Source organism: Maribacter orientalis (assembly GCF_900109345.1).
In the GTDB taxonomy this organism is placed as follows: Bacteria; Bacteroidota; Bacteroidia; order Flavobacteriales; family Flavobacteriaceae; genus Maribacter; species Maribacter orientalis.
Genome location: NZ_FNZN01000003.1, coordinates 272,703 through 295,117, shown reverse-complemented (window position 1 = coordinate 295,117; position 22,415 = coordinate 272,703). Strand labels below are relative to the sequence as shown.

At 35.2% G+C, this 22,415-nt stretch carries 25 protein-coding genes; 19 read left to right on the top strand and 6 right to left on the bottom strand.

Annotated features, from left to right (window positions below; all coding sequences use genetic code 11):
- Positions 1-505: 505 nt before the first annotated feature.
- Entirely contained in the window at positions 506-3,175 is a 2,670-nt protein-coding gene (locus BMY56_RS08335) for a cation-translocating P-type ATPase (RefSeq protein ID WP_245737183.1), read from the bottom strand.
- 124 nt (positions 3,176-3,299) lie between these two features.
- Entirely contained in the window at positions 3,300-3,764 is a 465-nt protein-coding gene (locus BMY56_RS08330) for an Hsp20/alpha crystallin family protein (RefSeq protein ID WP_091622549.1), read from the bottom strand.
- 278 nt (positions 3,765-4,042) lie between these two features.
- On the opposite strand from BMY56_RS08330, the gene BMY56_RS08325 reads away from it, so the two are divergent.
- From BMY56_RS08325 to BMY56_RS08295, 7 genes are all read left to right on the top strand, one after another.
- A complete protein-coding gene (locus tag BMY56_RS08325) occupies positions 4,043-4,657 on the top strand; it encodes a CDP-alcohol phosphatidyltransferase family protein (RefSeq protein ID WP_245737182.1) in 615 nt (204 codons plus the stop codon).
- Between the two features lie 8 nt (positions 4,658-4,665).
- Positions 4,666-5,895 (top strand): metallophosphoesterase, encoded by a 1,230-nt coding sequence (locus tag BMY56_RS08320; protein WP_091622544.1) that lies wholly within the window; start codon positions 4,666-4,668, stop codon positions 5,893-5,895.
- 294 nt (positions 5,896-6,189) lie between these two features.
- Positions 6,190-7,155 carry a 1-phosphofructokinase family hexose kinase gene (locus tag BMY56_RS08315; protein ID WP_091622542.1) on the top strand — a complete coding sequence of 322 codons (966 nt, stop codon included), beginning with the start codon at positions 6,190-6,192 and terminating at the stop codon, positions 7,153-7,155.
- A 25-nt stretch (positions 7,156-7,180) separates the two neighbouring features.
- The gene (locus tag BMY56_RS08310; RefSeq protein WP_091622539.1) at positions 7,181-7,576 is read left to right on the top strand and encodes a DUF302 domain-containing protein; all 396 of its coding nucleotides are present in this window, start codon (positions 7,181-7,183) and stop codon (positions 7,574-7,576) included.
- Complete coding sequence (locus BMY56_RS08305; protein ID WP_091622537.1) at positions 7,573-9,276, top strand: adenosylcobalamin-dependent ribonucleoside-diphosphate reductase; 1,704 nt, start codon at positions 7,573-7,575, stop codon at positions 9,274-9,276. Before BMY56_RS08310 ends, BMY56_RS08305 begins: the two co-directional genes overlap by 4 nt.
- A gap of 32 nt (positions 9,277-9,308) precedes the next feature.
- Entirely contained in the window at positions 9,309-9,644 is a 336-nt protein-coding gene (locus BMY56_RS08300; RefSeq protein WP_143057798.1) for a hypothetical protein, read from the top strand.
- A gap of 364 nt (positions 9,645-10,008) precedes the next feature.
- Positions 10,009-10,287: a zinc ribbon domain-containing protein gene (locus tag BMY56_RS08295; RefSeq protein WP_091622531.1), complete on the top strand. Its 279-nt coding sequence runs from the start codon at positions 10,009-10,011 to the stop codon at positions 10,285-10,287.
- A 149-nt stretch (positions 10,288-10,436) separates the two neighbouring features.
- Here BMY56_RS08295 and BMY56_RS08290 read toward each other — a convergent pair whose 3' ends face one another.
- Both BMY56_RS08290 and BMY56_RS08285 read right to left on the bottom strand, forming a co-directional pair.
- Positions 10,437-11,108 carry an FMN-binding protein gene (locus BMY56_RS08290; RefSeq protein ID WP_091622528.1) on the bottom strand — a complete coding sequence of 224 codons (672 nt, stop codon included), beginning with the start codon at positions 11,106-11,108 and terminating at the stop codon, positions 10,437-10,439.
- Positions 11,109-11,367: 259 nt separating this feature from the next.
- Positions 11,368-11,820, bottom strand: coding sequence for a DUF2267 domain-containing protein (locus BMY56_RS08285; protein ID WP_091622525.1), 453 nt, complete (start codon positions 11,818-11,820; stop codon positions 11,368-11,370).
- Between the two features lie 124 nt (positions 11,821-11,944).
- On the opposite strand from BMY56_RS08285, the gene BMY56_RS08280 reads away from it, so the two are divergent.
- Together BMY56_RS08280 and BMY56_RS08275 are read left to right on the top strand one after the other, a co-directional pair.
- Entirely contained in the window at positions 11,945-12,256 is a 312-nt protein-coding gene (locus BMY56_RS08280; RefSeq protein WP_091622522.1) for an HPF/RaiA family ribosome-associated protein, read from the top strand.
- Position 12,257: 1 nt separating this feature from the next.
- Positions 12,258-13,088, top strand: coding sequence for a universal stress protein (locus tag BMY56_RS08275; RefSeq protein WP_091622520.1), 831 nt, complete (start codon positions 12,258-12,260; stop codon positions 13,086-13,088).
- A gap of 48 nt (positions 13,089-13,136) precedes the next feature.
- Here BMY56_RS08275 and BMY56_RS08270 read toward each other — a convergent pair whose 3' ends face one another.
- Positions 13,137-13,538 (bottom strand): hypothetical protein, encoded by a 402-nt coding sequence (locus BMY56_RS08270; protein ID WP_091622517.1) that lies wholly within the window; start codon positions 13,536-13,538, stop codon positions 13,137-13,139.
- 93 nt (positions 13,539-13,631) lie between these two features.
- Between BMY56_RS08270 and BMY56_RS08265 the strand changes: the two genes are divergently transcribed.
- The 10 genes from BMY56_RS08265 to BMY56_RS08230 all read left to right on the top strand — a co-directional run bounded on the left by BMY56_RS08265 (position 13,632) and on the right by BMY56_RS08230 (position 21,977).
- Positions 13,632-15,143, top strand: coding sequence for a sensor histidine kinase (locus tag BMY56_RS08265; RefSeq protein ID WP_091622514.1), 1,512 nt, complete (start codon positions 13,632-13,634; stop codon positions 15,141-15,143).
- Positions 15,144-15,148: 5 nt separating this feature from the next.
- Positions 15,149-15,598 carry a response regulator transcription factor gene (locus BMY56_RS19045; RefSeq protein ID WP_317040602.1) on the top strand — a complete coding sequence of 150 codons (450 nt, stop codon included), beginning with the start codon at positions 15,149-15,151 and terminating at the stop codon, positions 15,596-15,598.
- Between the two features lie 182 nt (positions 15,599-15,780).
- The gene (locus BMY56_RS19040; RefSeq protein ID WP_317040601.1) at positions 15,781-15,936 is read left to right on the top strand and encodes a hypothetical protein; all 156 of its coding nucleotides are present in this window, start codon (positions 15,781-15,783) and stop codon (positions 15,934-15,936) included.
- A 76-nt stretch (positions 15,937-16,012) separates the two neighbouring features.
- Positions 16,013-16,171, top strand: a complete 159-nt coding sequence (locus tag BMY56_RS19035; protein WP_317040600.1) for a hypothetical protein — start codon at positions 16,013-16,015, stop codon at positions 16,169-16,171.
- A gap of 117 nt (positions 16,172-16,288) precedes the next feature.
- Complete coding sequence (locus tag BMY56_RS08255; RefSeq protein ID WP_091622511.1) at positions 16,289-17,125, top strand: universal stress protein; 837 nt, start codon at positions 16,289-16,291, stop codon at positions 17,123-17,125.
- 85 nt (positions 17,126-17,210) lie between these two features.
- Positions 17,211-18,062, top strand: a complete 852-nt coding sequence (locus BMY56_RS08250) for a universal stress protein (protein WP_091622508.1) — start codon at positions 17,211-17,213, stop codon at positions 18,060-18,062.
- 101 nt (positions 18,063-18,163) lie between these two features.
- Positions 18,164-19,009: a universal stress protein gene (locus BMY56_RS08245; RefSeq protein ID WP_091622505.1), complete on the top strand. Its 846-nt coding sequence runs from the start codon at positions 18,164-18,166 to the stop codon at positions 19,007-19,009.
- Positions 19,010-19,026: 17 nt separating this feature from the next.
- A complete protein-coding gene (locus tag BMY56_RS08240; RefSeq protein ID WP_091622503.1) occupies positions 19,027-19,872 on the top strand; it encodes a universal stress protein in 846 nt (281 codons plus the stop codon).
- 233 nt (positions 19,873-20,105) lie between these two features.
- The gene (locus BMY56_RS08235; RefSeq protein WP_091622500.1) at positions 20,106-21,059 is read left to right on the top strand and encodes an ROK family protein; all 954 of its coding nucleotides are present in this window, start codon (positions 20,106-20,108) and stop codon (positions 21,057-21,059) included.
- Between the two features lie 78 nt (positions 21,060-21,137).
- A complete protein-coding gene (locus BMY56_RS08230) occupies positions 21,138-21,977 on the top strand; it encodes a universal stress protein (protein WP_091623246.1) in 840 nt (279 codons plus the stop codon).
- Between the two features lie 106 nt (positions 21,978-22,083).
- On the opposite strand, the gene trxA is transcribed toward BMY56_RS08230, so the two are convergent.
- The gene (trxA, locus tag BMY56_RS08225) at positions 22,084-22,383 is read right to left on the bottom strand and encodes a thioredoxin (RefSeq protein ID WP_091622497.1); all 300 of its coding nucleotides are present in this window, start codon (positions 22,381-22,383) and stop codon (positions 22,084-22,086) included.
- Positions 22,384-22,415 lie beyond the last annotated feature (32 nt).

Below are 22,415 nucleotides of genomic sequence, written 5' to 3'. Positions count from 1 at the left end.
AATAATGTAAAGTCCAAAGAAAAATTCAACAAAGAGTTTTTTTGACTATTTCCGAAATACATATTTCCATGTATTGCATTTCTTCAAATGTATCATTGCTACACAAGGATAAAAATGATATTAGTCATCAATCAAGTTCGAAAAAGAAAATAATTTTTTGAATGGCAGCTTAAACGTTTTTCGCCCAAAAAAACTCATGAAAATTGTTTTGGCTTCGACACAGTACCCAAGATTTATACGCCTTTATCATTAAGCGAAGGTTATTATATGGTTGGCGGTACTATCACCAATTCAACTAAAAATCTGATTATTTTGTATTGCGAACAGATAATGGAAGATTTATGTAATGCCTTTTGAAAAAATGAAGATTACCTATTGTAAAAAAGCCATAATGTTTTAAATCAAGAATGATATGAATTACGTATGGTCTCAAATAAGATTATAAAACTTTTGCCTCATGTTGACTTGGTTTTAAAACCTCGCTTTGAATTGATGTACAATTACATTAACCAATTCGTGTTTTATCAAAGAAATATAGTGTCGAACGTTTTATCAATTGCGCTAGAACCAAAGAACCCAAGGCAAATAGCACAATCAATATCAATTGTTGCATAAAAATAGGTTCTAAGGATAATGCTTTGGCAACAGGAGTTATTAGATACACACCAAACGTTATTACTAGAGATAAAACTATTGCCCCCCACACCCAAATGTTAGTAGTTACCTCATTAATCCAAAAAGATTCTGTATGTCGTGGCAAATTGAAAATATTGAATAATTGTGCCATTACCAACGTATAAAAAGCCATGTTATTGATAGTTTCAGTCGGTAGTTCCAACACTAGATGTGAATAGGCAACAATACCTAAAACTGCAAGGCTGATACAAAGTCCGTACAAAATTATTGTGTACCAATCCCTTTTATTAATAATGGGTGCCTTAGGGTTTTTAGGCGGTCGCTCCATAATATCTATCTCCCCTTTTCCCAGCCCTAGTGCTAGCGAAGGAAAGACATCGGTTATCAAGTTCAAGAACAAAATTTGCATAGGTAACAAGGGCGACGGAAGGTTCAAAGATGCGGCGATTCCAACTGAAAGTATCTCTGCCAAATTACATGATAGTAGATATACCACGAACTGACGGATATTCTCGAAAATCACCCTACCCTGTCTTATTGCTAGTTCTATAGCAGTAAACTCATCGTTCTTCAAGATAACATCTGCTGCTTCACGGGCGGCCTCAGTACCCCGAATACCCATTGCGATACCAATATTAGCTTTTTTCAAAGCGGGAACATCATTTATACCATCACCGATCATACCTACAATGTGGTTATTATTTTGATAGAATTTGACAAGATCCAGCTTTTGCTCTGGGGTAACGCGCGCAAAAACAGTAGCATTCAATAACCTTTTCACTAAAGTCGTATTAGGATTTTTCCCTATAACAAGGTCTTTGGCTATCAGTACTTTATCTGGAGAAGCATTCATTTCTAACAGACCTACTTCCTGCGCTATTTTTTTCGATGTACGAGGGTGATCTCCAGTAACCATAACTACTTTTATTCCTGCTTTTTTATAAATATCTATGGTCGCCTTTACATCTTTACGTGCCGGATCAAGAAATCCTATAATACCTAAGAAAGTAAGACCATCCATTATCGTTTTAGAAGTTGGCATTTTTTGCGTTTCTTTAAAAGCAAACGCTAAGGTTCGTAATCCCTGACCGGCCAGAATGTTCACCTTCTCATGCCATTCGCTTTTAGTATCAAAAGGTATAATACCGGTGGCATTCATGATAAAATCGCAATGTGTAATAAGGCTTTCAAAAGCCCCTTTGGCATACACATGAATATGTTCTCCATGATTATGGGCGGTTGCCATAAATTTGCGAGCCGCTTCAAAAGGCAATTCCAATACTTCTGGATTATCTCCTTTTATAGAAAGCGGGTCGTATCCTAAATATTTGGCAAATTCCAATAATGCCATTTCAATAGAATCACCTTGAGCATCATTAGCATTCGTATCTACATTATTACAAAGAACACTTGCGCGAATTATTGTATCAAAAACTAGATTTTCTTTAATTGAAGAAGAAATTTCTGTGGTATATGCAATATCTACCGATTCGTTACCATAAAGTATAGCATGTACTTTCATACGGTCTTCGGTCAAGGTACCCGTCTTATCCGTACAAATAATATCAGTTGCCCCAAGGGTTTGAACCGCTTCCAGTTCTTTTATAATGACTTGGCGTTTCGATAACCGTAACATACCTTGTGCCAAAGCAATGGTCGCCACGATAGGTAGGCCTTCTGGTATGGCAGCAACGGCCAATGCTACTCCTGTTTCTACCATTAATAAAAAATCGTTTCCCCTAATATATCCTGCCACGATTACGGTTATTGCAAAAAACAAAGTCAACCAAATCAGCCATTTACTCAATTGGTTCAACTTTTTTTCTAAAGGGGTTCGCTCTTCAACGGCTTCGATACCGAGTTGTTGTATGTGCCCCAATTGTGTATGCTTGGCCGTGGCGGTAACAATCGCCTTTCCTGAACCTGCTATTATCATGGTGCCCCTAAATACCATATTATGTTGGTCGGTTATCGACGTATGCTTGGGTAAAATTCCTGTTTGCTTTATGACCGGGGCACTTTCACCGGTTAAGGCCGATTCTTTTACCAATAGATTGTCTACTAGTATTAAACGAGCATCGGCAGGAACCATATCACCCGTTCTCAATATAATAATATCGCCAGGCACAACTTCAAATGCCTTAATCTGTTCACTTTTCCCCGACCTGGTGACGAATATTTTTGACTGACCCATTTTACGAAGTGCTTCTAACGAACGCACTGCTTGTAGTTCCATAAAAAACCCAATACCAGCGGAAATTAAAATAACGATGATAATAGCAATACCCTCTAAAACATCATTAAAAATAAATGCGAGTATGGAAGCGGCTATAAGAATATACAGTATAGGATTCAATAACTGATCAACAAGAATGCGCCATCTTTTTTTGGGTGCATATTGTGGTATTTCGTTAGTACCATATTTGTTCAAACGTTGTTGTATTACCTCCCTATCTAATCCCAATTGGGAATGACTATCCAAACTGGCTACAACTTTGTCAATAGGAATTGCAAACGGTTTTTCGACAATTATGGCCATTTATATGATGTGTTAAGGGTATACATTAATACCCTCCGAACCTTACCTATCAACATTTACGTATTTAGGCTTTGGCCGGAGGGTATTGTAAAAAGTAGGGTTAAATTAACTAGTGTCTTAAACACTAGGCAATCTGAACCTTCTTAGGTGGTAGTTTTTTTGCCTCTTCCTTTTTCGCTAGATTAAAACTTAAAATACCATCGTTGTATTTAGCTTTAATCGCTTCCTGTTTTACACTTTCAGGTAGTTGCAAAGAACGCTCGAAGGCATTATAACTAAACTCTCTACGTGTGTAGTTATCATCGGTCTCTTCTTCAGAGGACGACTTTTCTGCCTTAATGTTCAGGCAACCATCTTCAATGGTTACCTCAAAATCCTTTTTACCAAAACCAGGAGCGGCAAGCTCGATTTCGAAATTATCATCCGTTTCCTTAATGTTCAAAGCAGGTTCTGATCTTTTACCGTTCCAGAAATTTTCTGGCACCATATTTCTGACCCATCCACGATTTTCGAAGAAATCGTCCATGTCAAAAAAATCTTGTGTAATCAAGTTTCCGAACGGTTGTCTTTTAAATTTTACTAGTGACATATTATTTTATTTTAAGGTTATACATTTAATTATACCTCAAAATTACATTCATCTTAAAGCGTATAAAATGACGCAGGTCAGTACAGATTTTTTTTTGCTATTATTTAAAAAAGGATGCCAATAGCTTACAATAGGACTTATTTAGCTATCCATTCTGGTTTACTACGCGTTCAACTATGATAAATATCATTTAGAAAATCCTTATAATCCCCTAGTTTTAGCCTTAAGCATTTATTCTTTTTTCTTCAAAGAAAATTAATGACACCTATTTAAAAAGCTTGAGAAAATCTATGTGGACATTCAAAAACTTTAATATCGCCGATTGGTTTTCATTTTATCGGATTGCAGCAGTACCTTTACTATCAATACTCTTATGGTTTGGAGAACGAGAACTGTTTACTTGGTTTTTACTCGTTAGTTACAGTACCGATGCAATTGATGGGTATTTAGCACGAAAATTAAAAATGACCAGTGCCCGAGGGTCTCAATTAGATTCGATCGGCGATCAATTGACATTTACCATGGCGCTCATCGGTCTTGTAGTTTTCGAGACCGCCTTCATTAAAACGAATATAATACTCATCTTAATTGCATTTGTGCCTTATTTGCTTCAGATGGTAATAGCCTTCGTTAAATATGGTAAGGCAACATCTTTTCATACCTATTTGGCCAAAGTATCTGCTGTTGTTCAAGGGGTTTTTATACTATGGCTGCTATTTTTTGGTCCAGTTTATTGGTTATTTTATTTTATGATTATAATAGGACTTTTAGAAACACTAGAAGAAATTATACTCATCTTTATGTACGATTCTTGGGTAGCGGATGTTAAAGGTTTACTTTTCGCCCTTAAGGATAAAAGAAGATTACATGGCACTAATGCCTCAAAGCAATAAACGTTAGCATGCGCTCCTATTCTTTTTTCACCATTGTACTTTTATGTCTAGCCATATTGTTAATTGATGCTTTGGCTTTTTATTGGTTATTTTCCATAACCCGGCCCATTACGTCGATACTACTAAAAAATAGTATCTATATCGCCTTTTGGGTTTTCACTATTGGCCTAATTACCTCAATATTACTTCTAAAAATAAAATTAGAATTAGTAGCGCCTGAACAACAACAGCTTATTATATCTAGATTATACGGGTTAACAGTATCGTCATTTATCCCCAAATTTATTTTTGTTGTGGTCATCAGCATTCTGTACTTTTCTAATTTCATTTTTTCTGAACAGGAGTCCCTTATCGTCATACCTTTGGTCGGTGTTTTTTCTGGATTTCTGCCTTTTTTCGTGATACTTTATGCCATCTTTAGTGCGGTTTATCGTTTTAAGGTGCATCACATTAATTTAAATTTCGAAGCCATGCCAATGAGGTTTAATGGCTTGCGCATCGTACACATTTCAGACCTTCATTTGGGCAGTTTTAATTTCAAGTATCATAATCTGCAAAAGGCCATTAAAAAAATAAATTACCTAAAGCCTGATTTTATTTTCTTTACAGGAGATTTGGTGAATAATTTTGCTTGGGAACTACGAGGTTGGGATTCTGTTTTAAAACAATTATCGGCTAAACAAGGAAAATTTGCCGTATTGGGAAACCACGATTACGGAGATTACAGTCAATGGCCTACGCCACTCGAAAAAGAAATCAATTTTAAGAGTATTCAAGAATTCTATAAAAAAATTAATTTTAAACTGCTGATGAACGAAGCAGAAATTTTTAAAAATACCAATTCACAGATTGCCATCATCGGTGTAGAAAACTGGGGAAATCCTGCCTTCAAAAAATATGGAGATTTACAGAAGGCTATGGAAAAAGTGGATGACTCCGATTTCAAAATTTTATTATCACACGACCCTTCGCATTGGCCTCAAGAGGTGGCGCACCACACCGATATTGCATTGACCCTTTCGGGTCATACCCATGGTATGCAGGCCGGAATTAGTTTTAGAGATAAAAAATGGAGTCCCATAAAATATAAATACAAACATTGGGCTGGTTTATACAAAGAAGGTAGTCAATACCTATATGTGACCCGAGGCTTAGGCTGGATGGGATTTCCTGGCAGGTTAGGCATGAGACCCGAAATTACGTTTATTGAACTTTCTTCCTCTAAGGACATGACCTAAATCGTGAAGTATTATAAACCATAAGTGCAAATATCAGACCTAGGCTATAATCACCTTTTCGACACTACTACAATTTTGGAATTCCACAAATGCTATCCATAATTACAGCAAGCCTAACGTCTAATGCACCTATATTTCACCACCTGCTACTTTACCCAATCATAAAACCTTTTCATTCTAGAAATTTTAACTAGGGTATTTTTTAAGTGCTTTTTCAACAATGACTTTGGTCATATGAGACCTTTAGGCGAACCATTACATTTGATTCTATACAAGTAATTAAAAGAACTGAATATGAAAAAGATTATCACACTAACGGTTAACCCAGCTATTGATAAAAGCACCTCTGTGGCAGGAATACAACCAAACAGTAAGTTACGTTGTGAAGTTCCTATTTATGAACCAGGTGGTGGGGGTATTAATGTTTCACGGGTAATCAATGAATTGGGGGGAATTTCTTTATGCATGTATATGGCCGGAGGACCTGCTGGAAATCATTTACGCGATATGCTCGTCGATTTAGAAATACTACAACAGGTTATTCCCATAGCAGGATGGGTAAGAGAAAACCTCGCAGTCACCGATACCGTAAACAACCAACAATACCGATTTGGTATGCCGGGGCCCCTAGTCAATGAATACGAATGGAAAAACACTTTAAGACAATTGGAATCGGTACTATCTGAAGGCGATTTATTGGTAGCTAGTGGTAGTCTATGCCCAGGTATGCCTGTTGATTTTTTTGCTCAAGTTTCAAAAATTGCCAAAAAAGAAAAAGCAAAATTAATTCTAGACACATCTGGTAAAGCCTTAATAAAAGGAGCACAAGCTGGTGTCTATTTATTAAAACCAAATTTAGGTGAACTGGCAACACTCTGCGGTGTAAAGACCATCTCTTTTTTAGATGTGGAATCTGTTGCTAAAGATTTCATAAGAAACAATCCGTGTGAGGTATTAGTGATTTCATTAGGATCTCAGGGAGCCCTTCTAGTCACGAATGAAGTGTTCGAGTATGTTGCTGCGCCCATTGTTTACCAGAAAAGCACTATTGGTGCCGGTGATAGTATGGTTGCAGGAATGGTATTTGCCCTGGCCCACGGAAAATCGATGACAGATATGGTAAAATATGGTGTGGCTTGTGGCACCGCCGCTACCATGACGGAAGGCACTCAACTCTGCAAAAAGAAGGATGTGGAAGAATTGAATGAATGGATAGTTTCCAATACAGATGCCACTACAAAAATGAAAATAAAAGCATAATATCAACCTATAAAACACTTTTATCATGGACTACTATTTTTCAACACAACTAAAAAATTCAACGTTCAATGATGCAGTATCAAAAACTAAAGAGGCTTTAAAATTAGAAGGTTTTGGAGTGCTTACAGAAATAGATATAAAAGCAACCTTGAAAAAAAAATTGGATATAGACTTCTACAATTATACAATTTTAGGAGCCTGTAATCCATCATTAGCGCATAAGGCACTTGAGGCTGAAGACAAAATTGGTACGATGCTTCCTTGTAACGTTATTCTTCAAGAAAAAGAAAAAAATACCATTGAAATCGCTGCAGTAGATCCCGCAGCCTCAATGCAGGCCGTAAAAAATGAAGCTTTGATCACGGTAGCCGAAACGGTTAGAGAAAAACTGAGAAAAGTAATTCAGAATATAACTAAATGACGAATCTAAGCCCCAATGGGCTGCAAATTCTTCAAGCCCGTTACTTACACAAAAAAGAAACCCCCGATGACCTTTTTCAACGGGTGTCAAAGCATCTCGTTACCGTAGAGGATAATAACCACGATTTGTGGTTCGACAGTTTTTATGGGGTCATGCGTAGACTTGAATTTCTACCCAATAGTCCTACCCTTATGAATGCCGGTTTACCGAATGGCCAACTAAGTGCCTGTTTCGTACTTCCTGTTGAAGATAATCTTGAGGCCATTTTTACGACGCTTAAAAATGCAGCACTTATTCATAATAGTGGTGGTGGCACAGGCTATAATTTCTCAAAACTTCGCCCCAAAGATGATATCATTACCTCATCTGAAGGTTCCTCGGCAGGGGCAATCGCCTTTATGAAAATATATGATACCGCCACCGAGTATGTTAAACAAGCAGGCAAACGTCGAGGTGCTAACATGGGAATTCTGAATGTAACACATTCGGATGTTGAAGCTTTCATCACCTCAAAATCTGATGGAAAAAGTTTGCGAAATTTTAATATTTCTGTAGGCATTACCAATGCATTTATGGACGCCGTAGAAAAGAACAAGAACTGGCAATTGGTCAACCCAAGAACAAAAAAAGTATCGAAAACGATACAGGCCAAAAAGCTTTGGAATCTGATTGCAGAACAGGCCCAAAAAACCGGAGAACCAGGACTTATTTTTTTAGATACCATTAACCATGACAATCCATTACCAAAACAAGGGAAAATTGAGTGTACCAATCCCTGCGGAGAAGTACCGCTTTTCGATTTTGAAAGTTGCAATCTAGGTTCCATCAACTTGACAAAAATGCTAGTGCATGATGGAAAAAGAAATGATATAGATTGGAAAAAACTCGGCAAAACTATTTCGATAGCAATTCGGTTTTTAGACAACGTTATCAGTTCTAATCACTACTTATTACCCAATATCAAGCAGATAACATTGGCCAATCGTAAAATAGGGTTAGGTGTTATGGGCTGGGCCGAACTGTTGATTATATTAGGCATACCCTATGCCTCAGAAAAAGCCGTGGAGCTTGCTGAAGTACTCATGAAATTCATACAAGAAAAAAGCCATAAGGCATCGGGCAATTTGGCAAAGACAAGAGGGTGTTTTCCTTCTTGGAACGATAGTCGATATGCTCCCAATACTTTATTACGTAATGCCACTTGTAATAGCATTGCACCTACCGGAAGTATTTCGGTCATTGCCGATACTTCCTATTCGATTGAACCACTTTACGCTCTTGCGTATAAAAGAACCGGTATTTTAGATGAGAAGACCCAAATAGAAATCAATTCCATTTTCGTTGAAAAAATGAAATCCTTAGGATTATGGTCTAAGGAAATACAAGATGAAGTAATTGCCAATGGAAGCATTCAAAATATAAAATACATTCCAAAAGAAATAAAAAAACTGTTTGAGACAAGTTTAGAAATTCCGTGGAAATATCACTTGTTACATCAAAGGGCTTTTCAAAAGTACACGGACAATGCAGTTTCTAAAACTGTAAACCTTGCAAGCAACACTACAGCCAAAGAAGTTTCTAAAATCTACAACACTGCCTGGAAGTATGGTTTAAAAGGGATAACCATATACCGAAACGGTAGCCGAGCCATTCAACTATTACACCCCTGTGGAGTAAATTTAGAAGATAAATGCAGTTAAAATATGAATAGTTATACTAACAATAATTAGACATGATATATTTAAAAAGAATACGGTTATCATTTCTTTTAGGATGTTGTGTTCTACTTACAATTTCAAGTTTGATTGCTCAAAATAAAACCAATGATAGTTTCTACCAAAAAGGTGGAAAACTCTATTCCGTTGAATTGGAGTATGTCTCTGGTTTTGATACATCGATGGAAACCTACTCCCTTAAATCAGAATACGGTTCAATACTTTCAAAAAAACCTCGATTTTTATGGCCTTTTGAATCTCTCTACAACCAATGGATTTCGGGTTCTGAACATAGATACCGACACACAAAAAATATAAGCAGAGAGTTTTGGTACAGGCTTTCTATAGTATAAATAAGATAGCATTGTATTTACATAGCTGATGTTAGACTATTTATTGATTTAAGTGGGGAATCCTTTATACTTTTTAGAGTTTTCCTCCTCAAGGATCCAACCTTAATCTTACCGCCCGTCCAGTAGTGGAATTGGCAGCAAAACTGAATAGTACTATACAATTATCAGTAGGTATAAACCGATTTCACTTGTCTAACGGGCAAGGGGGTATACACATCCCCAAAATCCTTCTTTTGATGGATTAGGAATATTTGCTACAGTGCTGTTTCGAGGAAAAAAGTACAACTGACCAAAATCATTTTAATTTTTTCAATAGAACTCTACCTTAGGACATAATAGCTTTAGAATTCTAAAATTCAAACAAATGAAACCTTCATTAAATATTTGTCAAAGTTGTGGTATGCCCATGCACCATTTATCAGATTTCGGCACCAATAAAGATGGTACTGTCAATACCGATTATTGTCATTTTTGCTATGTAAAAGGGGCATTTGTAGACCATGGAATAACCTTAGAACAGAAAATCGAAAATAATATCGCCTTTTCGGAGAAAAGGGGAATGCCCAGGGAAGAAGCAACAATCTTGGCCCACAGCACCCTTCCCAATCTTAGAAGGTGGAAGGGTCTAAAACCTTTAGATTAGCGGTCAAAGTCATGCCTCCTAAGATTCCAAATCAAGTTTCATATGAAAACAATTTGACGCTTATAAAACATTATGAGTGGCATGTGACAAGATTCGCCCAAAAGCTTAGCCTAAAGTTCAAGCAATAATTGTGATTATATTTTCATCTTTTAAGGCCTTAAATATCCCTTATATTTTTTTAATCCTTCGTTGACCATTTCTATTGCCGCTTCACTAGTCATGGTTGCGCCAGAAATACCATCGACCATAACCCCATCATCTATTCTTTTTTCCATGTTTTTTTGAAGCGCAAAAGTATTTTTATCTAAATTTATTTTTGTCCCTATAAACTCATTAACAAAAGGAGATTGGGTCATAGCTGCCCCATACCCATCGGTTTCCGCAAAATGTTCGAAAGCTATATTTTTAATTTCCAGTGAATTTCTATTCACTAAAACCTTGGCCCAAATAGGACCTCCAAAGCCTACACCTTGGATTAGGAGAATTACATTGTCAGTGTTTTTGATTTCAAAAATTGGTAAAGAAGTAGCTTTTTCACGCTTCATCATTTTTTTGTAAAGCGCTATAGCTGAATTCATATCAATAGCAGAGACCGATTGATTTGCATCAATTTGTTTGAAGTCGAGATATTGATTTATGTCAGATTTGTTCGAAAGAGAAATATCGGCAAAACTACAAAGTTCAATCATTGAAGGTGGAACAAGAACTATTGCTTTTTGTTCCTTTAAGATTTCTACCTCTTTTGATTTTTCAGTACCCGATTTTTGTTTGCAGTTCCAAAATAATAGACCAACTAGTAAAAATATAATTTTAGTTTTCATACAACTTGATTTTAAAATTCGGGTATTAGCACAAACACATCTATAACATGTATAAATCCCTTAAGCGGTAAATCTTTTCAGTCTGGTAGTCGTCTACATATTACCGCAGACAAATGATTGAGTTGAAAAATAATATTCTATTTAAGCCAAGTACTGATTGGACAAGTTCAGTTTTATTTTAAAAAAATAGCCGATAATATCTGAAAAAGTTCCGCTATTTCTTTTAAATACTTACCTATATTGCTAACCATCTACTAATTTAAAACATCAAATTTGAGTAAATCATACTTTTAAGATCTTTAGGTAAACTGTCTCGTATATCCTCCATTTCGCCCAGGGAGATATATTTTCTAAGGTAAATAAAAGTGGTGTCTACATACTGTTCAGCTACCTCATCGCTATATTCGAAATCATTAATCGCAGCTGGCCAGTCATGTGCACGAACCAAATCTAAAAATTCAGCCATATTTTTGACCTTAGGCTTTTCCTTCTTAATCGACCATCCATTAACATAAATAGCTTTAAGAAACATGGGTAGTTGAGAAATTAGCTGTAATGATTCTTCTGTCGGAATTATATCTCTAAGTGCATGCATAATAGAAGTGAAAACTCGACCTGCCTTATTACGATCATTGGGCATATTCATTTCTTTGGCATAATCCTTTAAAAAGGCATTACCCTCTGTTGCATATTGATTAAAATTAAGTGCCATAATATTTTGGTTTTACAATGAGGTATAAATTTTAAAATTTAAGTCAACTCTTGAAATGACACAGGTCATTTTATAAAAAGAATAGCAGTGATATTTTTGAAAAGAAACTAAGACCAAACACATTATGACAATCAATTTTCAATACTTACACATGCCCGAAAGTAATTCGTTAAGTGAAATCGTAACTCGTAATCTTCAAAAATTAGGTAACAAATATCAGTTTATCATTCGTGCCGAGGTTTTTTTCAAATTAGGAAACGGCAGTGATGGAAACGATAAAATCTGTGAAATTCAACTCAGCGCCCCCGGACCTAGAATATTTGCCGAATCCAGCGAAAATAATTTTGAAAAATCTGCTGCAAATACTATTAGTGACCTAGAAAGGCAATTAAGTAAACGCAAAGAAAAATTTGAACAAAGTAGAAAAGCCATTTAAAATGAAAAAAATATTAGTTCCCGTAGATTTTTCCAAGCCCTCTGTACATGCATTACATATTGCAGCTAGAATTGCAAAACAGCTAAATGCCGAAATTATAGTACTTCATATGATGGGTATTTCAGAAGCAGTACTTACAAAAGATGAAGCCCAAGAATATGAAGAAGCAAAATATTATATGAACCTTGCTAAAAAACGATTCAAACCTTTTTTGAACCAACCATATTTAGAGGATATTAAAGTCAGAGAAATAGTTCAAAACTATAAAGATTTTAAAGAATTGAACAAAGTTGCTCAAGAACAGCATATTGATTTGATTGTAATGGGTTCACATGGAACCAGTGGCTTAGGTGATGTATTCGTGGGTTCCAACACCGAAAAAGTGGTACGGTCATCAGATGTGCCAGTTCTTGTCGTTAAAATGCCAAATCCAGATTTTAAGATTGAAAATATAGTATTCGCATGCGATTTTACCGAAGATTCGATTTTAGCCTTCAAAAATGTTAGGGAATTTGCGGCTAATTTTTCTGCGAAGTTGAACCTTGTTTATATTAATACGCCATATTACGATTTTAACAGTAATACCGAAATAGAAGAGCGTATTTCAAAATTTTTCTATAAGGCAGGTACAATTGAACAAGAGGTAACAATCTATAATGATTATAGTGTAGAGCATGGTCTTATGAACTTTTCAAAAAAGGGAAATTATGATATACTTGCTATACCCACGCGAGGTAGAAAGCCTATAATACATTTTCTATTAGGTAGTAGAAGCATTGGTGAAGATGTGGCCAACCATGCAAATTTACCTGTATTGACATTTAAAATATAAGTAGAATAAGAAACATCGTAAAGTTTCGAATTTCTTTAATTCATATGTCTATTGCAACAATAAATCAATCTGTGCCAAAAGGTCAAGTTCTGACTTATTTTTTTTTGAAAAGGAATTGGCTATTGCATTAGTGGTCTCCTTCGTCAATGATTTGATTTCTTCAGAGAAAGCTTGCGGATGTTCTTCATAGAATTCTTTAAACTCTTGAAAACACTCTTCGCTTGTCTTTTCATATTCTAAAAGCCAGTCAAAAACAATTTCAATTTGGTTTGCGGCATCGGCACCGTATCTATCGGTAAAATCATCGACATATAACCATTTTTCTTTTACAATTTCCTCAACTTTATCCCATTCTTTTATATGTACACTACCATCGCAAATGGCAACTGCATAAAACAATTTACCCAAGCTTTTATAGAGTTCGTTCATCGTCTTATCTGTATTTCTCATTTTCAATGGCTTTAAGTTGTATATTTTAAAAATATGATTCATAAGCTAGGAATTCAATGATAAGAATCAGTTGTAATCTTTTATATTTGATATATGCATATTTTTCAAAAAAACAGTAATATTTTCAATCTTCTTTCAGAAGGGATTTCGGAAGGTATAATTGTTGTAAATACTGAGCAGGTCATCGTTGCAACCAATTCTTCAGCAATGGAAATGTTCGGTTATGAAAAAGATGAACTGATTGGAAAACCGCTCGATATACTTATTCCTAAAAGATACCATCATAACCATGATACTCATGTTGAACACTTTATAGCAAAAAGCGGAAAACGTCAAATGGGACAAGGCCGCGATTTATTTGGCATTTGCAAAGACGGTAATGAATTTCCGGTCGAGGCAGGTCTAAATCCTTTTGAGCTTGATGGCGTCACTTATGTAATGGCTTTAATTATTGATATTACGGAACGAAAGCAAAAAGAAATAGAACTTAGTCACTGGGCACGTATTTTTAACGAATCGCTAAGCGAAATCTATGTTTTTGATGCTATTACTTTCAAATTCATCAATGTTAATAAAGAAGCACAGCGAAACTTAGGGTATACCATTGAGGAGCTGGTCAAGATGACTCCGGTAAATATTAAACCAGAATTAAGTCAACCTAAATTTAGAGAATTGATACAGCCTTTATTGAAAGGCAAAATGGAAAAGCTCAAGTTTGAAACCGTTCACGGAAGAAAAAATGGTTCTTCCTATCCCGTAGAAGTACATCTACAACTATCAGCCATAGGAGATAACAAGGTTTTTGTAGCCATGATACTAGATATTACCGAGCGAAAAAACTATACGGAAAAACTCGAGAAAACAGTAGATGAACGCACAAAACAACTGACAGAGGCGCTAGCTGTAGAAAAGGAACTGAATGAATTAAAGACACGTTTTTTATCCTTGGTGTCACACGAATTCAAAACACCTTTGAGCAGTATATTGACCTCAATTACGCTGTTGGGAAAATACACTCAGACCGAACAACAAGAAAAGCGTGACAAGCATGTGAACACGATTAAAAAAAAGGTAAAATATCTTGATACCATTCTTAACGATTTTCTTTCCGTAGAACGATTGGATTCCGGTAAGGTTAATTATAAAATTGAAACCTTTGCGCTAAGTAAAATAGTTAACGAAGTAATTTATGATGCCAACATGTTACTCAAAGCGGGCCAAAAAATTCAATATCCTGAAAATTTTGATGATATTATCATACAATTCGACGAAAAAACATTAGAGTTGGCATTATCGAATCTTGTGCATAATGCCATAAAATATTCCCCTGAAGATTCTGTTATAGATGTACAGGTCGCAATCGAAGAAAACAAGTTGTTCTTAAAAATTATCGATAAGGGAATTGGAATTCCAGAAGAAGAACAAAAATATATTTTTAACCGTTATTTTAGAGCAGAAAATGCCCTTTTGACACAAGGTACCGGAATAGGTCTCAATATTGCAAAACAGCATCTAGAAAACTTAGGTGGTGGCCTAGAATTTTCAAGTGAGTTAAATAAAGGTTCAATTTTTACGGTAAGCATACCACTAGAACATAAAAACTAGAAAAAATGAAGACTATTCTACTTATTGAGGATGACAGAGCTTTACGCGAAAACACCGAAGAACTTTTAGAGCTTTCTGGGTATTCAGTGATGACCGCACCCAATGGAAAATTAGGCATCGAATTAGCCAATGAGAAAATACCCGATATAATCATTTGTGATATTATGATGCCAGTCATTGATGGCTTTGGTGTTTTGGAAAAGATTTCTAATAATGAAAAAACCAAACAGATTCCTTTTATCTTTCTATCGGCTAAAACAGAACATAAAGAAATTAGAAAAGGCTTGGATCTTGGCGCAGACGATTATCTGACCAAACCGTTTGAAGAAGAAGAACTCATTAGCGCCATTGAAAGCCAGTTAGCTAAAGTCGAACTCATGAACGGTATGCACAACAAAACATCAAACGGCCATGATATTTCAAAGGATGAATTACAAACTTTGAACGAACTTTAGATTTTTTTTGACGGTAATAGTGAACTGGTCTTTTTCGGCCAAGGTGAAAGTATTTATGAAGAAAGTTCTCGATCTAATAAATCTTAAAAGGGATTGTCAAATGCCATAGTTCAGAAGCCGATAATTAGGAATTAATGACTTCTTTATATTGTGCCAATGGCTTTTTGGGTTTAACTTGTTTTTTGAACAATATATCATATCAAGAATCGGTTACGGCTAGTGAACCGTTAGAACTTTCGGGAACTTCTAAAGAAAGTCCCACGAATATTTTAGCCATAAAACAATACAATTTCTTTCGAATTGTTAAAGATTTTGACGAAGAACATTACCGTTTTTAAGATATAGTTACTACAAATAGCCTATAGTTCGGTGCTCAAGAAAAAGGCACAAACCTTTTTGCAATTCACCAATATCATGAACATAAAAACAAAAGAAACCATAAAAATATCTCTTAGCCATTTGGCAAGTGTTGCCGATATTACCCGTGAATGCCTTATATGTAAACTTTTGGGTTTTAAGAAAGAAGGAATCATAGCAAATGAAGGCCGCAATAATCGAATAGGGGAAATGTAAGCATTGTAAAATATAAATTAGATAAGGTAAGTTGGCAAATCAGAAAATTGTATTAACTGATTAATATCATATATTCATTTCTTTCGATAGCTTACATTTGAAGTGCAACTATAGTGAATGAAGCACATTTTATTACCCACAGATTTTTCGGCCAATTCTTGGAATGCTTTAGAATATGCTCTACGGTTCTTTAAAAACGAGAGCTGCACTTTCTACATTTTACACATTGGCGAGTTAAAATACTCTGGTGTAAATAGCAATTCCTTTGCTTTTCCTAGCAAAAAAATATTAGCTACAATTAAAAAAAATATCGATTTATTTTCTATGCGCGTCGAGCGGTTACTGGTTCACCAAAAACATCATCTAATTGTACTTCAAGAATATGGTAATTTTATAGATATCATACGAAAAACGGTCTATGAAAAAAAAATTGACCTTATTGTTATGGGCACAAAAGGGACATCGGGCTTACGAACAGCTGTTGTTGGTAGCAATACAGGCGATGTAATTACCAAAGTAATCTGTAACGTATTGGTAATACCAGAAAATGCACCGCTTACAAAACCAAAGAAAATCGCATTCGCAACCGATTATAATATCTTTTATACCCACCCCATATTAAATACGCTTTCAGATCAGCTACGAATCTCGAAGGCCAATTTTAATGTTTTAAACGTATCACAAGCCAATGGGATACTTACATGCACTCAAGAAAAAAATAAAGAATATTTACAAGATTATTTAGAAGAAATATTCGTGGGTACACATAATTTTCATAATGTGACCAATAAAAACATCAAGGAAGCCATTTTAAATTTTGTTGGCGAAAATCAAATAGAAATGCTAACGATGGTAGCCAAAAACCTTAACTTTTTTCAGCAACTATTATTCGATACGACTATTGAAAAGTTAAGTTTTCACACTACGATACCGATATTTGTACTTCATGAGTAGGTTACAAAATTCTTGACCTGACCAAAATCATAGTTTTTAGACATTATCGACACTATTTTTCTTAAAATATAAAAAAGAAAGACCGTTGAAAAAGATTTTAATTCCTACTGATTTTTCCAAGAACTCAAAGAATTCCATTCGTTATGCGGTGGACTTATTCAAAGAAAATCCTTGTCAATTTTTTATTCTTTATATCAATATAGAAGGTTCGAACATTACAGAAAAGCCCGTTTATGAGTTTGGTACGAATGTTCTGGTAGAAATTGAGCCCAAGGCCATCAGTCATAAGCTAAAGGACTTGGAGAAATTTATAGCGTCGCTATCCTCAAAAAAAGAACATCATCATTTTACTACGATGCGCGAACAGGGCTATTTTCTGACAACTATCCGCAAGCATATTCAAGAAAAAGAAATCGATCTTATTATAATGGGTACTCGAGGTGCCTCTGAACTTAAGGAATTTTTTATCGGCACCCGTTCGGGAGATGTAATTACAAAAGTAGAATGTGATGTACTCGTGGTACCTGACAAAGCAAAGTTCAAGAATTTCAAACAAGTGGTTATTCCTATTGATTTTGAAGTTGATTTTGACGATTCTATTTTAAGGAAAATAGCAAATAACCTTAACTCAGAGAAAGCACAAATTAAATTGCTTTATGTTACAAAGTCACAGATGCCACTTTTTGAGGAAATAGAACTACAACAAGAACAATTGGTGCAGCGGCTCTCTGAAAAATTACCGAATCCGATTAGTTTTCATAGGGTTGTATCTAAACAGATAGAAGATGGCATTCAAATTTTTGCAGAAAGTATGAATGCCGATCTAATTATTATGATTTCAAAGGATTATGGCCTAATTCAAAGGTCATTCTTAGACACCACAGTAGAAGAGGTAAGCTTTAATACGAGTATACCACTTTTGTCGCTTCAGGGATAATAATACCTATTCCTCTTTTACCACATATACCCGTAATGACATATATCATAGGTATTAAGTTATGATAGGAATATTTTTAAATAATCATAAAAAAAAATGCTATGACCACTATTTTGATTCCTACCGATTTTTCGAAAAATGCCATGCATGCAATAAAATATGCCATACAGCTATACAAATGCGAACGCACTAATTTCTATTTTTTACATGCCTATGCCGATGAGATATACGGACCTTTTAAAGAGAATGGGGGCAAGTCGATAGAAGAGCAAAAAGAAATCACCAGAAAAAATGTAGATCAGTCACTAAAAAATACAATAACCGAACTTACCGAAAAATACCACAATCCTAAACACAGTTTTAAAACCGTATCTACTTTTGAGTCTTTGGTCGATGCGGTCAATGATTTAGCCAACCAAATCAATGTAGATCTTGTAATTATGGGAACCCAAGGTAAGACTGCCGACAAAAAAATTACGTTTGGCAGCCATACGGTACAAGTATTCAAATATGTCTCTTGTCCCGTTCTGGCCATTCCTGAAAACTACGAATATCGACAACCTAAAAAAATCCTATTTCCTACCGACTACATGTTGCCATATAAACGTAGAGAACTAAAACTATTGAATACTTTGGCCGCTGAGTTTAAATCTGAAGTACACTGTCTTTATATTTCTGATTTTGAAGAGTTAAGCCATCGACAAATTGACAACAAGCAGTTCTTACAAGAATCTTTACCTAATGCCTACCTGTTTGATGAACGTACGCCAGTTAAAAATAAAGGCGAGGCAATTATGGAATATATTTTAGAAAAGGATATTAATCTATTGGTCATGGTCAATGCTCGGCATTCCTATTTAGAAGATCTGTTATATCGGTCTACTGTTGTTGATATTGGGTTACATCCTAAAATTCCATTTATGGTCATGCAGAACTTACCCAGATAATATTTAACTCCTGTACTATGAAACATATACTCTTGCCTACAGATTTCTCAAATAACGCATGGAACGCCATTTGTTATGCCCTTGAATTTTTTAAAACTGAGAAATGCGAATTTCAAATACTACACACGTATACCCCAACTTTTTATCGCATGGATTATTTGATGGGTGGGCCAACCTTTAGTGCAATACCCGATAAGGGAGTAGAAATTGCACAGGCAGGTCTAGATAAAACTTTAGTGGATATAAAACTAAAATTTAATAACCCCAAACATACATTTAAGACGCTTTCTGCATTTAACACCTTGACCAATGAGATCTTGGAACTTTCAGAAACCAAAGATTTTGATTTGATCGTAATGGGAACGCAAGGGGCAACTGGTGCCAAGGAAATTTTTCTGGGAACAAATACCGTTCACGTCATTAGAAAATCAAAGATTCCAATTTTGGTTGTGCCTGTTGGTTATGAGTTTAAAGAAATAAATTCTATTATTTTTCCTACCGATTATGAACAATTATACCACGATAAAGACTTAAAACTCTTAATTAACCTCTCAAATACCCACAAAGCAAAATTAACCATATTACACGTAAAAGAAGAGTATGATTTGGTCGATGAACAGAAGGTGAATAAAAAGGCGCTAATGGATTATTTTATAAATATTAATCCCGATTTCGTAGAGGAAAGAGGTAAATTGATGCCCGAGGCAATCCGAACATATATTGAAGAACACCAATCTGGACTTTTGGTAATGATGAGCAGAAAACATTCCTTTTTAGAAAGGTTAACAGTGAAATCTAACGTAGACTTTATTGGATACCATACTACAATTCCCTTTTTGGTTATACCACAAACTTCAGAGTAACACTTTACTAGAAATAGATTTTTAATAGAATTTTTACCCAACGTGTAGAAATTCTAATTGACTAACAATACAAGCTCTTATTTAATTCATTGGTGGTGGTAATGATAACAATATAGTCATGCATTTATGGTATTAAAATAAGTCACTTAACACTATATCTTATTGAAATATGATGACAAATATCAGTTGAAATCGACATAAGAATATTTTAATTTGAACAAAAATTAAATGGTATGGCAAAAGAGGTCGTTTTAGGAATTGACATTGGTGGTAGCCTTACTAAGGTTGGCCTCGTTACTAGAGAAGGAAATATTTTGGACAAGACCGTTTTCAAAACCAATGCTCAAAATCCGTTTCCAAGTTTTATGGAAAAACTAAAATTGGAAGTGGAAACCCTTATTCAAAAATGGGATGGAGAAATACAAATACTTTCTATAGGTGTTGGCGCTCCCAATGCCAACCCATACACAGGTCAAATTGAAAATCCTCCGAATCTGAAATGGGGCAAGATAACTCCAATATCAAAGATTATCAATCAAACTTTTATGCTGCCTGTATCTCTAGCCAACGATGCGAATGCCGCCGCATTAGGTGAGATGGTTTTTGGTGCTGCGAAAGGAATGAAGAATTTTGTGGCATTGACTTTAGGTACCGGCCTTGGAAGCGGAATCATTGTAGATGGCAAACTATTAATTGGGGAACACGGTGCTGCAGGAGAAATTGGCCATGTTAATGTGGATCCAAATGGAAGAGAGTGTAATTGCGGATTACAGGGCTGTCTGGAAACCTACGCATCGGTAACCGGTATCAAAAGAACAGTCTTTGAGTTAATGGCAGATATGACAGAAGATTCCCCTTTACGCAGTATTAGTTTTGAAGATATGACCGGAACAGATATTTCAAATGCGGCTCTAAAAGGAGATTTAATAGCGATTACCGCTTTTGAAAAAACAGGTGAAGTTCTTGGAAGCAAAATGGCAGATACAGTTGCCCATTTAGATCCAGAGGCATTTATACTATCCGGCGGTCTAAGCAAGGCAGGCGATATTCTTCTACAACCGATAAAAACCCATATGGACAAATATCTTTTTAATGCCTACAAAGGCAAAATTAAGGTACTATTATCAACCGCTACAAGTAGCGATGCCGTATTAGGCCCTGCTGCATTGGGCTGGTTAGAATTATAAGATACATTACTTGCATGATTATAATCATTTATAATCACATTAAGTGCGGCTACATTTATGGCTAAATCAATAGGTACTATGAAAAACATACTGATTCCAACAGATTTCTCTGACAATGCATGGAATGCCATTATTTACGGTACATCATTATTTAAAAATATTAAGTGCACTTTTTATTTGATCCATGTACATCCTATTCAACCATATTCGGGTAGTGAAAGCACCATGTTCGTACCTCCAGAAATACGTGAAGAAAGTATTTTAAAGGAGAGCAGGGGAAAATTAAAATCTTTAATAGAAAAGATTCAAAAATTACCGCTAAATATGAAGCATACATATGAAACCAAAGCTATGTATGGTTTTTTTACCGATTATATAAAACAAGAAGTAATAGATAAAAACATTGAATTAATTATTATGGGCACCAAAGGGGCCTCGGGCATAAAAGCTGTTTCTTTAGGCAGCAATACTGGCAATGTTATCACCAAAGTACCGTGTGCTGTATTAGCAGTACCAGAAAAGGCAAAATATAGCGACCCAAAAGAAATAGGTTTTCCAACAGATTTTCTTTTAGGGTATGATGCAACGGTCATGAAAAAGATAAAAGAGCTTGTTATGATGCATAATTCTGCTATACGATTTTTATACGTGGCTTCTAAAGGAAATGGACTTAGTCTAGACCAATTAAAAAATCGTGAATTTTTAAAAGATTTTTTTACAGACATAGCCTATTCATTTCATACCCTAACGGCAAAAAAAATTGACATAGCCGTTCAACATTTTGTAGAAAGTTGCAATTTAGATATGATCGTAATGGTTACAAAAAACCTCAATTTCATAGAGCGTATTCTGTTTAGACCAAAAGTTGAGAGAATTAGTTACCACTTAACTGTTCCATTTCTGGTAATTCATGAATAAAGCTTGCAAAACTTAAAAGGATTAAATTTTTGACCATTTACCATATTATTGGACTAATAGAATGTCTACTAAAATTGTAGATGAACTATAAATTCTAAAATATAATTTAGGCATGGGATTTTACGATTTGAATTAAATCGTTCTTTTGCAATACCCCTGACTGTCGCCAAAGCTGTTTCCCTTTTTTGAATAATAACATGGTAGGCACTCCTCGCACTTGATATTTAGCAGCTATCGATTGGTTCTTATCCACATCAATTTTGACAATTTTAATGGCTTCACCCATTTCAACTTTTACTTGTTTTAAAATAGGGGCCAGCATTTTACATGGTCCACACCAATCTGCATAAAAATCTACAAGAACTGGAATTTCAGATTCTATAATTTTAGAAAAACTACTTTTCATTCATTTATCATTTAAATGCTAAAAATAGTTTA

Coding starts and splice junctions, on each gene's coding strand:
- BMY56_RS08280 (WP_091622522.1), top strand. CDS start 11,945: ATGACAATCAATTTTCAATACTTACACATGCCCGAAAGTAATTCGTTA.
- BMY56_RS08335 (WP_245737183.1), bottom strand. CDS start 3,175: ATGGCCATAATTGTCGAAAAACCGTTTGCAATTCCTATTGACAAAGTT.
- BMY56_RS08295 (WP_091622531.1), top strand. CDS start 10,009: ATGAAACCTTCATTAAATATTTGTCAAAGTTGTGGTATGCCCATGCAC.
- BMY56_RS19045 (WP_317040602.1), top strand. CDS start 15,149: ATGAAGACTATTCTACTTATTGAGGATGACAGAGCTTTACGCGAAAAC.
- BMY56_RS08245 (WP_091622505.1), top strand. CDS start 18,164: ATGACCACTATTTTGATTCCTACCGATTTTTCGAAAAATGCCATGCAT.
- BMY56_RS08275 (WP_091622520.1), top strand. CDS start 12,258: ATGAAAAAAATATTAGTTCCCGTAGATTTTTCCAAGCCCTCTGTACAT.
- BMY56_RS08300 (WP_143057798.1), top strand. CDS start 9,309: ATGATATATTTAAAAAGAATACGGTTATCATTTCTTTTAGGATGTTGT.
- BMY56_RS08305 (WP_091622537.1), top strand. CDS start 7,573: ATGACGAATCTAAGCCCCAATGGGCTGCAAATTCTTCAAGCCCGTTAC.
- trxA (WP_091622497.1), bottom strand. CDS start 22,383: ATGAAAAGTAGTTTTTCTAAAATTATAGAATCTGAAATTCCAGTTCTT.
- BMY56_RS08240 (WP_091622503.1), top strand. CDS start 19,027: ATGAAACATATACTCTTGCCTACAGATTTCTCAAATAACGCATGGAAC.
- BMY56_RS08270 (WP_091622517.1), bottom strand. CDS start 13,538: ATGAGAAATACAGATAAGACGATGAACGAACTCTATAAAAGCTTGGGT.
- BMY56_RS08265 (WP_091622514.1), top strand. CDS start 13,632: ATGCATATTTTTCAAAAAAACAGTAATATTTTCAATCTTCTTTCAGAA.
- BMY56_RS08290 (WP_091622528.1), bottom strand. CDS start 11,108: ATGAAAACTAAAATTATATTTTTACTAGTTGGTCTATTATTTTGGAAC.
- BMY56_RS08255 (WP_091622511.1), top strand. CDS start 16,289: ATGAAGCACATTTTATTACCCACAGATTTTTCGGCCAATTCTTGGAAT.
- BMY56_RS08235 (WP_091622500.1), top strand. CDS start 20,106: ATGGCAAAAGAGGTCGTTTTAGGAATTGACATTGGTGGTAGCCTTACT.
- BMY56_RS08320 (WP_091622544.1), top strand. CDS start 4,666: ATGCGCTCCTATTCTTTTTTCACCATTGTACTTTTATGTCTAGCCATA.
- BMY56_RS08315 (WP_091622542.1), top strand. CDS start 6,190: ATGAAAAAGATTATCACACTAACGGTTAACCCAGCTATTGATAAAAGC.
- BMY56_RS08330 (WP_091622549.1), bottom strand. CDS start 3,764: ATGTCACTAGTAAAATTTAAAAGACAACCGTTCGGAAACTTGATTACA.
- BMY56_RS08310 (WP_091622539.1), top strand. CDS start 7,181: ATGGACTACTATTTTTCAACACAACTAAAAAATTCAACGTTCAATGAT.
- BMY56_RS08285 (WP_091622525.1), bottom strand. CDS start 11,820: ATGGCACTTAATTTTAATCAATATGCAACAGAGGGTAATGCCTTTTTA.
- BMY56_RS08230 (WP_091623246.1), top strand. CDS start 21,138: ATGAAAAACATACTGATTCCAACAGATTTCTCTGACAATGCATGGAAT.
- BMY56_RS19035 (WP_317040600.1), top strand. CDS start 16,013: ATGAACATAAAAACAAAAGAAACCATAAAAATATCTCTTAGCCATTTG.